The sequence below is a fragment of the Luteimonas panaciterrae genome, assembly GCF_020511115.1.
In the GTDB taxonomy this organism is placed as follows: Bacteria; Pseudomonadota; Gammaproteobacteria; order Xanthomonadales; family Xanthomonadaceae; genus Luteimonas; species Luteimonas panaciterrae.
The window spans coordinates 1-13650 of the sequence record NZ_JAJAVH010000026.1 but is presented as its reverse complement, the minus strand read 5'-3'; the positions used below and the strand labels follow the sequence as shown (position 1 = coordinate 13650).

The 13650-nt window shown below is 56.3% G+C and carries 10 protein-coding genes and 1 pseudogene; 9 read left to right on the top strand and 2 right to left on the bottom strand.

Features of this window, described 5'->3' with window-relative positions; translation table 11 throughout:
- The first annotated feature begins 337 nt into the window (after nucleotides 1-337).
- From LG367_RS17820 to LG367_RS17795, 6 genes and pseudogenes are all read left to right on the top strand, one after another.
- Nucleotides 338-2983 carry a WD40/YVTN/BNR-like repeat-containing protein gene (locus LG367_RS17820; RefSeq protein WP_226470618.1) on the top strand — a complete coding sequence of 882 codons (2646 nt, stop codon included), beginning with the start codon at nucleotides 338-340 and terminating at the stop codon, nucleotides 2981-2983.
- A gap of 278 nt (nucleotides 2984-3261) precedes the next feature.
- The gene (locus tag LG367_RS17815; RefSeq protein ID WP_226470617.1) at nucleotides 3262-5376 is read left to right on the top strand and encodes a TonB-dependent receptor plug domain-containing protein; all 2115 of its coding nucleotides are present in this window, start codon (nucleotides 3262-3264) and stop codon (nucleotides 5374-5376) included.
- 513 nt (nucleotides 5377-5889) lie between these two features.
- Nucleotides 5890-6939 carry a hypothetical protein gene (locus tag LG367_RS17810; protein WP_226470616.1) on the top strand — a complete coding sequence of 350 codons (1050 nt, stop codon included), beginning with the start codon at nucleotides 5890-5892 and terminating at the stop codon, nucleotides 6937-6939.
- A gap of 92 nt (nucleotides 6940-7031) precedes the next feature.
- On the top strand, nucleotides 7032-7856 hold the full coding sequence (locus LG367_RS17805; RefSeq protein WP_264179982.1) for a thioredoxin fold domain-containing protein: 825 nt from the start codon (nucleotides 7032-7034) through the stop codon (nucleotides 7854-7856).
- A gap of 36 nt (nucleotides 7857-7892) precedes the next feature.
- Nucleotides 7893-8110 (top strand): annotated as a pseudogene (locus LG367_RS18790) (IS3 family transposase); the annotation flags it as partial.
- 337 nt (nucleotides 8111-8447) lie between these two features.
- Complete coding sequence (locus LG367_RS17795) at nucleotides 8448-9290, top strand: EAL domain-containing protein (RefSeq protein ID WP_226470615.1); 843 nt, start codon at nucleotides 8448-8450, stop codon at nucleotides 9288-9290.
- Nucleotides 9291-9476: 186 nt separating this feature from the next.
- Here the strand turns inward: LG367_RS17795 and LG367_RS17790 are convergent, their stop codons facing one another.
- Both LG367_RS17790 and LG367_RS17785 read right to left on the bottom strand, forming a co-directional pair.
- Complete coding sequence (locus tag LG367_RS17790) at nucleotides 9477-9716, bottom strand: hypothetical protein (protein WP_226470614.1); 240 nt, start codon at nucleotides 9714-9716, stop codon at nucleotides 9477-9479.
- A 50-nt stretch (nucleotides 9717-9766) separates the two neighbouring features.
- Nucleotides 9767-10129 carry a helix-turn-helix domain-containing protein gene (locus tag LG367_RS17785; protein WP_226470613.1) on the bottom strand — a complete coding sequence of 121 codons (363 nt, stop codon included), beginning with the start codon at nucleotides 10127-10129 and terminating at the stop codon, nucleotides 9767-9769.
- 416 nt (nucleotides 10130-10545) lie between these two features.
- On the opposite strand from LG367_RS17785, the gene LG367_RS17780 reads away from it, so the two are divergent.
- The 3 genes from LG367_RS17780 to LG367_RS17770 all read left to right on the top strand — a co-directional run.
- Nucleotides 10546-11007, top strand: coding sequence for a hypothetical protein (locus tag LG367_RS17780; RefSeq protein WP_226470612.1), 462 nt, complete (start codon nucleotides 10546-10548; stop codon nucleotides 11005-11007).
- A gap of 13 nt (nucleotides 11008-11020) precedes the next feature.
- Nucleotides 11021-12730, top strand: a complete 1710-nt coding sequence (locus tag LG367_RS17775) for a PA domain-containing protein (protein WP_226470611.1) — start codon at nucleotides 11021-11023, stop codon at nucleotides 12728-12730.
- A 170-nt stretch (nucleotides 12731-12900) separates the two neighbouring features.
- On the top strand, nucleotides 12901-13650 hold a 750-nt coding region (locus LG367_RS17770; RefSeq protein ID WP_264179981.1), incomplete at its 3' end, for an ESPR-type extended signal peptide-containing protein.

Sequence of the window (13650 nt, the reverse complement as noted above, 5' to 3'; positions counted from 1 at the left end):
TGCGGGCCTGCCCCAGCTCTGGTCAAACCCCCGCGACACATAAGTCGATGTGATCGCCAGGTTCGCGCTCCATGGTTCGGCATCCTGCACGGGTGCAGTCCACTCGATCTAAGCGGTAGGGGGAGAGGGGGCGAATTTCGTTCTTAAGAAATGCGAGTTCTGAGGGCGGCTCTATGACATTGAAAAAGTACGTTGGTCATTCGGCCGTTAGCCAAATAAGAACCACACGGAAACTCAACAGATACGTTGCGCCGCAACCGTGTGCAACTCCAATCTGAAATCTGACGGGGAGAGAAGTGTGAAAAAATCATGTTTGATTCGGAACGGTGCGCTTATCATGGGCGTATTGTTGATATCCGTAAGCGCCGCCACTGCCCAACAGAAGGTCGAAGACGGCAAAGCCAACGGCAACGAGGGCTGGCAGATCGAGCAACGCAAAAAATGGTGGAACGAATCTCGTGGGCTTGGTGGATCCAAAGAACTCAAGCAATCCCAGACACTCAAACAGTCACAGGGCTCTTCCAACAAGGACGAAGCCAATCAAGAATCGCGTGCGAAGAGCAAGGCGCGCGCGAAGCGTGCCGAGGCCATTCGCGAGCTGGAGTATGAAGTCGAGCTGCGCCAGTCCGCTGACAAGGCCGCAAACCAAGTTTGGCGAGAGATTGGCGCATCTTCGATGCGCATGGGCAACTGGGTGATGGGCCGCGTATCCGGCCGTATCAATGCCATCGCTCCGCACCCGGACGACGACGACATCGTCTATGTCGGAACTGCCAATGGAGGCGTGTGGAAGACGCTCAATGGCGGCAAATCATGGACGCCGATTTTCGAGCGAGTGGCTTCGCAATCGATCGGCTCGATTTACATCGATCCGGACAACCCTTACCACGTCTGGGCTGGAACCGGCGACAAGAACCATGGCGATTGTGCTGGCTACTTGAGCGGCGGCCTCTTCCGTAGCACCGATGGCGGCGCCACCTGGGCCGCGCGCAATGGCGGAGGCGACGCCACGATGCAGTTATCGGTAATCAACTCGGTCAGGGGCTTGCCGACCGATCGGGATGTGATCCTGGTTGGGGGATTTGGCGACAGATGTAACGATTCGGGCGACAGCAATGGGGGGTTGTACCGTTCAACAGATCGGGGCAAAAGCTGGACGCAGGTATTGGACCAGAGCATAGAAGACATCGTGACTATTCCCGGTTCCGAAACCGTCTACGCAAGCGCGCCGGGGCAAGGCGTCTACAAGTCCACTGATGGTGGCGCGACATGGAACGCTACTGGCATCATCACCCTCCCGGCAAACGAAGACGACCGCCTGCGCCTTGCTGTAGCGGCAAGTGACGATTCGGTCCTGTATGCATTGAGTGGCGGTGCAAAAGAAGTTGATGGTGTATATAAAGTTACAGGCACGCTGTATCGCACCGACGATGGCGGCATAACATGGAGCGCTGTAAACACGGATGCCTGCGAAGGTCAATGCATGTATGACCTGACGCTGGACGTCCACCCGACCGATCCGGAAACAGTGCTCGTCGGCTCGATTCGACAGCATCGTTCGATCGACGGGGGCAAGACCTTCGAGCCGCTGACCAAATACTGGGGCGACCTTCAGGAAGTGCATCAGGATACGCATGTCGTGCTGTACTCGCGCAACAACCCCGAGCGCTTCTGGGTGGGCACCGACGGCGGCGTGTGGCGCACGGACGATGCGGGCATCCACTGGCAGAACATGAACGCCAATCTCAACATTACCCAGTACTACGACATCGAGGTGCATCCCACCGACAAGTCGATCGTATTTGGCGGCGCACAAGACAACTCGTCCTCACGCCGAGTCGAAAACAATGTATGGGATTTGACCGTTGTCAACGGCGACGGGTTCATGAATGCGATCGACGACACCAATACCAACATTGTGTTTCAAAATGGCTACCCAAGTGACCGCCCCACTATCTACCGATCGATTGAGGGCGGAAAACCGGGCACGTTTGATTGGCAGAATCCTAAAGGGCTTCCCGAAGCAGAATATCCATGGGTAACACCAACAGCCGTAGCGGGTGGTTACCATTTTGTTGGTGGCGACTATATATCGCGGGCCAATGCAGCCGCGGCGACGATGGAATGGACGACCATCAGTCCACCCCTCAAAGGCACTACCACCGTCATCACAGCGATGAAAGGCAAAGTCAAAGAGGGCACGAAGACCGTCGACGTGGTGCACGTGTATGCGGGCACCAAGAAGGGCGCAATCTACTATAGCGCCGATGCGGCGGCTAAGAATCTTTCCGAAGTTACCGGCGATTATCCTGGCGGATGGGTTTCCGACATCGCGATCGACCCCAACGATGCCAGGCGCGCATTCGTGACTCGTTCGGCGGTATACGAGGGAAGCAAGCTGTTCCGCACGACCACCGCCGGCGGCACCTGGGAGGCGGTCGGAGACGGGTTGCCGAACATCCCCGCCAGTACCGTGGCGATCGATCCGCTCAATCCCGATCGGATCTTCGTTGGTACCGATGTGGGCGTGTACGAGAGCGTCGATGGCGGCGACACGTTTTATGCGTTCTCGACCGGCCTGCCGACGGGCTTGGTCGTGACGGATCTTGAGATCGACGACGATCCGTATGTGCTGACCGCCGGGACATTCGGTCGCGGCGCATGGCAGATGGACCTCGCCAAGATCGGCAGCGATGCAACCGCCAAGTTGGGGATGTGCGACACCGGCGTCCCGATCGTCCGCAACCAGGGCGACTACCCCGGTTCGAAACTCATCGCACAGCATCAGGCCTGTCTTATCCAGGCGGGTAGCCACCACGCCAAATATCAGCAATGCATGAATCGTCATGCACTGCAGTTGCTTGAGGAAGGAGTGCTGACAAGCGCTGAGGTCGTAAACGTTAGGCGGTGCGTCGCCCGGCAAGATCTCGTCGCGCAAGGGGACCCGAGCCCAAGCGCGGCACCTATGCAAGCTTCCCGTTAAGGAACCTCTGAACAATTGTCGTCATCCCCGCGAAGGCGAGGATGACGGCCGAAAGAGCGTTATCCAGACCTTCCTTAATCTAAACCTCTCCGTTCGGACGATTCGGTACGAACACAAGGCTGCCATTTTCCAGAGCCGGCGATGCCTGCCGCGCCCGGGAATTGCACGGCGCATGCCGGCGCTCACGCTGCGCGCATCGGCACCTCAACACACCAGGCTGGATAGAGCCCAACAAACGCGTTCTTATCCATTAAAGAATCTTCTTCAGGTGGTTTTCGATGCAGTTTGGCCGATGTGGACTTGCGCTTGCCCTGATCGTCACAGCTCCTTGCACCTGGGCGGATGACGCACCCGCATGCCCGACCGATGAAATCGCCTGTCTGGACCGCGTCCAGGTCACCGCGACCAAGCGCCCCGAATCGACCCTCGATGTGCCCGCCGGTACGACCATCGTCGGTACGCATGCAATGCGTGAGGCCGCGCCTCAAACTGCGATGGACGCCTTGCATGGCGCCATCGGTGCCTACGTGCAGCAGACCACGCCGGGGCAGGGCGTGGTGATCGTGCGGGGGCTGAAGGGCTCGGAAGTCCTGCACATCGTCGACGGCTTTCGCCTGAACAATGCCATTTTCCGCAATGCGCCCAACCAATACGTCGCCTTGGTCGATGCGCAAGCGGTGGACCGGATCGAAGTGGTGCGCGGACCGATGAGCACGCTGTACGGCAGCGATGCCATGGGCGGCGTGGTCCAGATGCTCACCCGAGAGCCGCGCTTCGAAGGGCCCGACTGGCAAACGACCGGTGCTGTGAGAACGATGTACGGTTCGGCCGACCGCTCTTCGCTCGGCCGCGTCGAATTCGCGATAGGCCGGAGGGGATTGGCGATTTCTGGCGGTGCAACCCATCAGGATGTGGGCGATCTACGTGTCGGCGGCGATCAACGCTTGCGACCAACCGGATATAGCGCGCACGCGTTCGACCTGAAGTTGAGCGCGGAAGTCGTCGACGGCCACGAGTTGGTCGCCAGCGTGCAATTCCTCAAGCAACCGCGCACGCCCCGCTACGACGCATTGGTGCCGGGCTTCGGCCAATCTGAACCCGATAACACCCAATTCCTGTTCGAGCCGCAACAGCGGCGCTTTGCGCAGCTGATTTGGCGCATTCATCGCTCGAACGCGCTGTTCGACAGCGCAGAGCTGCATCTGGGGCGGCAGGACATCGTCGATGATCGGCGCACACGCGCAACCGATGCGCCTGACCTCGAGGACCGGGAGCACAATCGCGACACGCTCGACGGTTTTTTCGGCCAGTTCGGCAAGTCGCTGAACGATGCGCATTACCTCAGCTATGGCTACGAGTGGTATCGCGACAAGGTGTCGTCCGCGAAGTTGCGCACGAATCTTCTCGATGGTCTCTCCAGTGTACGAAAACCGCGGTTTCCCGATGGCGCGTGGATGGATTCGAAATCGATCTATCTCGCCGACGACTGGCTTATCGGCTCGCTTGCGGACTTGAACGTTGGCGTGCAGTACAGCCGCTTCGAGATCGACATCCCGGCCACGGCGGATACGCCGAGCGTTCGCATGAGGCCAAGTGCGCTCAGCGGCAATGCCGGCTTGAGCATCAAACTGGGGGAAGACTGGCGCTGGGTCAACAATCTGGGACAGGGGTTTCGTGCGCCGAACATCTTCGATCTAGGGGCCTTCGGCGAGCGGCCTGGCGGCCGCTTCAGCATCGCCAACTCGGAACTTCAGCCAGAGACGGTGCTCACTCTGGACACTGGCTTCAAATTCGGTGGTGAGCGGTTTACAGGTGAAATCATGGCGTTCCGCTCGCGCTACCGTGACAAGATCACGTCGGTCGAAACCGGTGCCATGCGCACTGCCGGCGGCGAAGATTGTGTCGACGGTACCCCCGGCTGCCTGCGCGTCGTGCAAAACCGCAATGTCACCAAGCTCAATCTTTGGGGTGTCGAAGCCGGTGCGCGTTACTACTTCGTCAACCCCGATCTCGAGCTCTACGCCACCGCCACCTGGACCCGCGGCGATGAGCAGTTCGAAGGCCGCAAATACCCGGCCGACCGAATCCCGCCACTGTTTGGCAAGGCTGGCACGTTGTGGCGACCGCACCCCAGCTTGGGTCTGGAGGTCTATACGCTCTATTCCACGCGTCAGGATCGTTTGAGTGAACGCGATCGCGACGACCCACGCCTCAATCCGAACGGAACGCCGGGTTGGATCACCACCAACATGCGTATTGCCTGGCAGGTCAATACGCACTTTGATCTAGCATTTCGCGCCGAAAACCTGGCAGATAAGCGCTACCGTGAACATGGGAGTGGGCTGGATGAACCCGGACGAAATTTCATCTTCAGTGCTGCCATGCGTTTCTGAGATGGCATAGCTACCTGGCGCTGGCGTTCGATCATTACAACGAGCATCACCCTTAGAGCGCCTTGTGTATCGCTCGCTTCGCGAGTTCCGGCGGGGCACGTGTCCGGAAATACGAGGATTACTCCACGTCGTCTATGAAAGGGCGTCTTTGAGGTAGGGAGGGGGAGGGCATTTCTCGTTTATACACAGCACAAGATATGACGTGCGTCACGAATGCATTCGCGACTCATGTCGAATCGTTGCTGGCGATGGACTTCGGTGGCGATGTCTGTGTTTGTACTGTTTATTGCATTTGTCTTGTATGAAGCAAATTAACAGGCGTGATGCCGAAGATAATCCTTGAATAAAAAAGGGGGGCGGCCTTTGGGACGATCTTGTTCTTTGCGATGTCTCAGATTTTTTGCGTAACCAACAATGAGGGATGAGTTCGATTCAACTCAATGATTTATTAGCAATTATCAACGATCTAATAAATAAACAAGATGAAAACATTACAGGATTAAGAAGGGAATTATGAAGAAGTCTATTATCAGTGCTTTATTGATGTGTTCTTTTGCGGGCGTTGTGCTCGCAGCCGGCCCTGGGTCGAAAGGTGCAGACGCCGAACGTGCAAAGTACATTGCCCAAATATCGAAGAATTTCGGTAGCCAGATCGAGGCTATGTATAAAATGCCGAAGGGGGAATGGCTGGAGCAGATGCTCGAGACACTTTCGGATGCGGATCTTGCTAACCTCAAAAATGCGGCCGAGGCTAAAACGCTTGGCGAGATGACGAACAGGCTTTTTGGAAACATAAGCCAGAAATCACTTGGGCAGAGGAATAGGTTGACAGGTCAATCCCTCAATCCTAGAGGAGACCTCGTCTTCACACCGCTTCCGCCCTGTCGAATTGTCGATACGAGGGTGAGAGGTGGGAATCTCTTGCCCAATGAAACTCGTGGCTTCCTTGCTTGGTCATCCACCGGCTTCCAGGGGCAAGGTGGGGCAGCAATAAATTGTGGCATTCCTGCCGGCGCAGCGGCACTCGCTATGAATGTCGTCGCCGATACAAAGGCAAAAGTCGGATATCTGTCTGTCTTTCCTACGGGAACGATTCGAACAGGATCATCTGTTAACTTCATTGGAGTTCCAGTAGCCAATGAATTGAATGTCCGGTTGTGCGATTCAGGCTGTGAGACTCAATTCTCTGTCTATGCGAGCGCGGGTACTCGTATGGTCGTGGATGTGTACGGTTACTACATGGAACCGGCAGCCAAGCCTCTTGAATGTACGACGGTAAAGGATGTGACAGCGGACAATGGCGTATATGCCGCATCCTGTCCAGCCGGGTATACGCCGACGAGTGCAAGTTGTGCATCTTTGAATCTTGACGGGCCTGCGTTTGGAACGAAGCCTATCAAGGATGCCACTGGTACTATTATCGGTTATCAGTGCCGCCCGAATCCAACCGCATGGAATAGCCTGGCGGGGTGTACTCTGTTTATTTTTAACTGCAAAGGTCTGGGTGGTGGACTAGATAACACTGCGTTAGAAACAACGTGTTGCCGCGTTCCTGGTCGATAATGTTTAGGTAATGATCTTTCGCGTACGAGTCGAAAGACTCGTACGCTTTAATAATTCAAATAAATTTTATTGACTACGAGTTATAATTTTTCATGAAAATATCGTTTCTCGCTTTGTTATTTGTACTCGGTCCAGTGTCAGTTTTCGCACAAGCCGCGCCACCAACTAAATCAGCCGCCGACAAGCCGGCCGCGACATCGAGCTCGCCCGAGGAGCGCGTCCGCAATGCGATCCATAAGCTCAACTCCCAGGTCGAGATCGACCACATCAGCGCCGCGCCGATCGCCGGCTTCCGCGAGGCCATCGTCGGCGGCCAGACGCTCTACGTCAGCGACGACGGCCGCTACCTGCTGCAGGGCAACCTGTACGACATGAACGCGAAGGAGAACCTGAGCCAGCGCAATCTGGCCAAGGTCCGCCGCCAGCTGCTCGACACGATTCCCGTCGCCGACCGCATCGTCTTCGCGCCGCCGAGCCCGAAGTACACGGTGGCGGTGTTCACCGACGTGGAATGCGGCTACTGCCGCAAGCTGCACTCGCAGATCGCCGAATACAACCGCCAGGGCATCGCCGTGCAGTACCTGGCGTTCCCGCGCATGGGCCTGGGCAGCCCCGACTTCCAGAAGATGGTGAACGTGTGGTGCGCGGCCGACCGCAAGAAGGCCCTCACCGATGCCAAGAACGACCAGGCGGTGCCGGTGCGCAACTGCAAGAACCCGGTCACCATGGAATACGACATCGGCCAGCGCGTCGGCCTGCAGGGCACGCCGATGATCATCACGGACAAGGGCGAGGTGATGCCGGGCTACATGCCGCCGGACGCCCTGCGCGCCACGCTCGACAAGCTGGCGAAGGGCGCCTCGCTCAACGATGCAATCGCTAGCATTACTCCCGCGAAGGGGGATGAGAAGAAATAGATTTTTGGTCGAAACCATCCCTAGTTTCCATACTGGGTGCAAGTGCGGAGGCGCAAGCGCAAGCAGGTGCCGATCGGTGAGCGGCAGCCGCCCTCGCTGGGTGGACGATCTCAGGTCATGCATTGACGCGCCTATTGGATCATCTGACACGCAGTCGTGGCTTGCCTCGTGTCATCTGCACCGACAATGGCAAGAAGTTATGTGGCAAGGCCATGGCGATCTTGGCACACGTGCGCGGCGTTGATCTGCGCCTGTCCATTGGTGCCAATTTGTGGGGCGCCGGCCACTTCCCGTTGAATCAAGACGCGATTAGGTCTGTTTGGTTAGCGTCCATTCGCGAGCACAAACTTATCGACTTTTTTGACTTGATAAAACTCGCACAACTGCGAAGCAATCTTGAGCCCTATCGCGTGCGGCCTGGCTTAGCAAGAGATCTGAGGGCGCTTGCGTCACAGCCGTAACACGAGATACGCAAGGCATGGCCACAGCCATGATGCGAAATTCGCTTTGGTGTTCTTGAACTGAGCGGTAGGGAGGGAGGTGCCAAATTTCGTTATTAATTTGTGCCATTCGTCACGAAATATTTCATGCGTGACTGAATTTTCTTCTTGCGCCGCTGTGCAGTTCGGTATGGCTCGCTTTGCGTTATCAACACCAAGAAAAATTATGACCTCTCGACGTAAGGCTGTAACTGCTGCGGACATACATGATGCGATCAAGATGGGTCGATTTCGCTTGTATGCCCAAGAAATCCGGAAATTGAAGGGAGATGAATTGCCAGTCCGTCACTATGAGGTTCTGCTTAGGATGCTTGATGTGGATGGAGGCATCGTCGAGCCAGATGCCTTCATTCCTCTCGCTGAGTCACACAACCTAATGGGCGATATCGACAGGTGGGTGATACGAACTGCGCTGCGAGATTTCTGTTCGCGTGCTGTGAGTGGCTTGTCGTTTTCTCTTAATTTGTCGGCCAATTCACTCAATGATCCATCCCTATGGATTTTCATGCGGAAGGAACTGGCTACCTCAGCACTATCTCCAGGATTGGTGTCCTTTGAGATCACCGAGTCGGCAGCCATAAGCAACTTCTTGGCGGCAAAAAGACTCATATCTCAGGTCCGCTCTGCAGGGTGTCATGTGCTTCTCGATGATTTTGGAAAAGGATTCAATTCATTCGGATCACTCCGACAGTTATTTCCGATTGACGGAATAAAGATTGATGGAGAGTTCATTCGTCATGCGGCGACAAACAAGGTGGATCGTGTAATTGTGGAGTCCATCAATATGATCGGTCAGCGCCTTGGTCTCACTACGGTAGCCGAACATGTTGAAGATCAACGGACCTTGTCGATCGTGCATAGCCTGGGGATAGATCAGGCGCAGGGATTTTTTGTGGCTCAACCCCAATTATTTGCCGATATTCTTCAGGCGTAGGTGAGATAGAAACGGTTTGCGCAGCGCGGGAGCTTGAAGATTATGGGTTGATCTAATCCAGCATAGTCATGCTGACTATTGGCGCTGATAGATGAAGCGGAAAACCTATGAAGCGCTTTTTTGGAAGATTTCATAAGTTCGGCTGTGGTCTCAGGATATTTTGGTGCTATCAGTAAGTGATTGCTCTCATAGAGAGTGACCCAAGATCACCGCAAATGTCCCATGGCCAATGGACGCTGCTCCTTTGTCTCGATACGAAAAAAATCCAAGAAGGTGGTCAAAGACGGCTTTGATCAATACGCTGATTCCGTCGCGATAGACCAAGAGCGCTGAGATAAATTGGTATAAAACTAGCCAAATGGTCATGGCTATGATAAACGCCAGCATGCTTTGTATCGGGCGTGGTTGATTGGAGATCTTCTTCATCAATACGTCAGAACGGTCGTGAATTCTATGAATTGACATCATTCGGATGCTCAAAGCTCTTCTATGACTTCGATGATCGTTCTTCTTACCCTTTGTGACTTTGTTCTGAAAGCTGAGAGAAGTCGGCGTTCTTCCTCTTCGCCATCATCTGGCGTGGCCGTTTCACGAAACAGTTGGTACACGTTGCAGCTGGATGAGGCGACAGTCATGCGGCCATATCCTGTAACAAGCCATTCGCGAGAAACGCCTGTGATTTCGGCGATCTGGTCTAATTGAATCTGGGTTGGCTGAGGGCATGAATTTCTTTCCCATTTGCTCACCAACCAATGTGCAAGACCCAATCGCCTCGCCAGGGCTTGTTGGGATAGATCCGCGTTCTTTCGCGCCTCCCGAATTCTTGAAGACAACCCCATGACTCGTGCCCGCGAGTGTTTTGACTTGGGTGTATAAACGACTGAAGGACGTCACCCCCCTACCAGAATTCACGAAAGAGGATGGCCATCACCGGGACGGGCTGGCTCCAAAGACTTGGTGGTAGGTGCTGTGAACTTCGTCGCCATGGTCGCTTGCGGGTCACTTCGGCTGACGAGATATGCCTGGTTGAGTGAACACATGCGTACGATTGCATCAATCTACTCGACAAAATTGCTATTCCATACCGTGACGTAGCAAGAATGAAAAAGCGAGACGGAGTGCGCTACTAATCGGTTGTCGTTACGGAGAAACGATCTGCATCGGCACCTTTGTGCTGCATCACACCATAGGTCGGGGTAGGGAGGGGGGGGCTGACGTTCGTTAATTATGCATTCCTCAATATTCGGAGAACGGAATGCAAAACAAACCCGCACGGCTCTTTGGGTTCTCGTCGGCAGTATTGTTCGCAGTTGCGTGGGCATGCTTGGGCCCGGCTTGGGCGCAGGAGCAGGATCAAGATGCTGCTACGTTGCCCGACTATGCCGGCGCGCTGGGTGCACCCCTCGTCGAACGTGATGCTCGTAGTGGAGAGATGCGCCCCCTCGATGGAGCAGAGATTGACGCGCGCGCGCGCAAAGTGAACCCGAAGCGGGGAGAGAAGCAGCGAGCGCAGGCCGCTGGTGTCAATCGAGCGATCCATGCGATGCCGGCAACCGCGGCCGACGCCCGACGCCAAGCGAAGCAGGTCAATGGCCGCGGAACCACCATCTTTACCTCTCGCGAGGAGATCACCCCGATCTATGGCGTGAGGGGCGCGAATGGGAGGTTGGTCATCACTCATTCGACGGGCGCAACGCCCAGCGACAGCGCTCGCTAAGGGGGATTCGAATATGGCACGTTCCAGACTGTTCCAGGCTATCGCCGTCATAGCGTTGCTGCCAGCGGCAATGACTGCTACACGGGCCGATGCGCAGGCCAACTTCGTTCTCGTGAATCAGGATCCGGCCGGCAGCGGTTTGAACGACCCGACTCCCGCAACGCCGACCGGTGGCAATCCAGGCCGGACCATCGGTGAGCAGCGGCGTATCGCCTACCAGTATGCGATGGACTTGTGGGGCGCTCTGTTGTCGAGCAATGTGGATATTCGAGTGCAGGCATCGTTCGCACCACTTGAATGTGGGGATGGAGGGAATGTTCTTGGTGGTGCTACTGAAATATCCAGTACCCATGATTTTCCCAATGCACCCAAAACAGAAGTTGCGTACCCAGCGGCGATGGCAAACGCACTCGCTGGAAAAGATCTTGTACCTGCCTCAGACGACATCAAAACCATGTTCAATTCTGATCTCGCAACCAAGCGTTGTGGGAATGGAAAGGAGTGGTACTACGGCCTACATGGTAATGCGGGCAACAAGGAGGCGCCAAACTTTCTCAATGTGATCATGCATGAAATTGGTCACGGGCTTGGATTCAATGGCAATGTGGGATTCATTCGTGGCGCTCCCGTTTTTTTTGGGCGGAATGCCTATAACGATTTGGCTTTTTCCAGGAAAGCGAATGCCGCGATCGGTAGCATGTCCCTCTTCTGGAATTATTCCGATATCGATTCGGCGGTCGATACGCCTTGGGATATTGTCTGGACGGGCAAGCGTGCGAACGAATCAGCGCGTCTAATTGCGGAGAAGCGTCTAGTTCTGATCCAAGATTTAAGCGGTCAACGCATCGAGCATTTTTTTACCAAAGCGTATTTTGGGGGGGATGTTAATGAATTTCCCGAGGGCGAAGTGGTGCTCGTCAAGGACGCGGTGGCAGAAGGCGCCGATCCGACGTCGTATGCATGCGAAGGAATCAGTGGGAAGCCTGATATCGCCAATGCCGACGCGTTGCGTGGGAAAATCGTGCTGATCGACCGCGGTAACGACTGCGAATTTGGTCGCAAATCCCTGAACGCTCAGCGTTATGGGGCCATTGCGGTCATTATCGCGAACAATGTCGCGGGAGCACGGCCGCTCGACACATTGCTCCCTGGGGCCGACGGTGGGCAGGTCACGATTCCCGTTGTGGGAGTCTCCCAGGCCACCGGAGCGACGCTGCGTGCGGGTGCGACGCCGGTCGAGCTGCGATCGGTCGCCCGCTCGGCTACGCTCAACGGAATGGATGCGCAGAACCGAATTTATTTGTATTCCGATCCGGTGAGTCAGGCTGGTTCTGTGGTTTCCCATATCGATACTGACATGACGCCGAATGCGTTGATGGAACCGTTCGAAACGCCAACTCTTGACGCGAGCTTGTTCGTCGATATCGCACTCGATATGTATCAGGACATGGGATGGCCCACCAACCGCAATGCAACCGCCCGGTTGGGGGCGTGCGATACGGGTATCCCGGTCATCCGCGATGTTGGCCTCATTCCTGGCGCGAACCTCATCGCGCAACAGCGGGTATGCCGTGCCGAGGCAGGTAGCAGCCGCGCCAAGTATCAGCAATGCATGAACAACCACGCATTGTGGCTGCACGGCAAAGGAATGCTGACGAATGGCGAGGTGGCGAGCGTCAGGCAGTGCCTGGCCCGGCAGGATTTTGCTGCACAGCAGAACTGAACTGCGCCGGATTCCGGGGCAAGCTACTTTAGATCCCTCCACTGGTCCGGCTGATCCGGTCCGGACAGACCAGCTTTTTGCCCGGGCCGGCTGACGCGTCGGCCACACCCGGAATCCCGTCGAGCGCTGGCGTCCAGCGCGTGTTGATAGCCCAATTCACAGGAAATCAGATGAACCGAATATTCCGCAAGGTATGGAACCAGTCTGCCGGTCAGGTCGTGGTCGCCTCGGAACTTGCCAGGCCCAAGGGGAAGGGAGCAAGTGTGCGATCGGCGAAAGCGGTAGCAGTCGCCGTAATACTGGGAATCGCGCCCCCGGCGTTTGCTGGAGACGCTTGCGAACAGGGTGATGGCATCGCGTCGTTGGCGACAGGTAGCGGCACGCTGGCTTGCGGAAGCGGTGCGAGCGCTGCAGCGGCAGGTGCTGTCGCGTTGGGAAGCGGCGCCAAGGCAATTCGAATCGGTGCGACGGCCGTAGGCAATAATGCACTTGCCGAGCAGACCAACACTACCGCGATCGGTGGCTCCTCGCGCGCGACCGGTGTTGCTGCGGTGTCCATCGGATCGAACAGCCAAGCGTTGGCCGATCGTGCGACAACGCTCGGATTCCAGTCGCAGGCGCATGCCACTAGCGCGATAGCAGTTGGCGCAAATGCGTATGCCAATGAATCTGCTTCCGGCAGCGTTGCACTCGGCTATGGTGCGCGCACCACGGAACAGAATACGGTGTCGATCGGAAGTGGCGGAGGTGCTGGCGCTGTCGGCCCCGCAACGCGGCGCCTGGTCAATGTCAATGCTGGTGTGTTGGCTGCGGGCAGCACGGATGCGGTGAACGGCGACCAATTGTTCGCGACCAATGAGCGCATCGATCTGGCAGAAGCGCGAGTGGAATCGACGCGCACACGCTACTACAGCGTGAAC

Excerpts from the sequence above, each read along its gene's own strand:
- LG367_RS17790 (WP_226470614.1), bottom strand. The coding sequence starts at position 9,716 with ATGAAGAAGATCTCCAATCAACCACGCCCGATACAAAGCATGCTGGCG.
- LG367_RS17815 (WP_226470617.1), top strand. The coding sequence starts at position 3,262 with ATGCAGTTTGGCCGATGTGGACTTGCGCTTGCCCTGATCGTCACAGCT.
- LG367_RS17775 (WP_226470611.1), top strand. The coding sequence starts at position 11,021 with ATGGCACGTTCCAGACTGTTCCAGGCTATCGCCGTCATAGCGTTGCTG.
- LG367_RS17820 (WP_226470618.1), top strand. The coding sequence starts at position 338 with ATGGGCGTATTGTTGATATCCGTAAGCGCCGCCACTGCCCAACAGAAG.
- LG367_RS17785 (WP_226470613.1), bottom strand. The coding sequence starts at position 10,129 with ATGGGGTTGTCTTCAAGAATTCGGGAGGCGCGAAAGAACGCGGATCTA.
- LG367_RS17780 (WP_226470612.1), top strand. The coding sequence starts at position 10,546 with ATGCAAAACAAACCCGCACGGCTCTTTGGGTTCTCGTCGGCAGTATTG.
- LG367_RS17805 (WP_264179982.1), top strand. The coding sequence starts at position 7,032 with ATGAAAATATCGTTTCTCGCTTTGTTATTTGTACTCGGTCCAGTGTCA.
- LG367_RS17810 (WP_226470616.1), top strand. The coding sequence starts at position 5,890 with ATGAAGAAGTCTATTATCAGTGCTTTATTGATGTGTTCTTTTGCGGGC.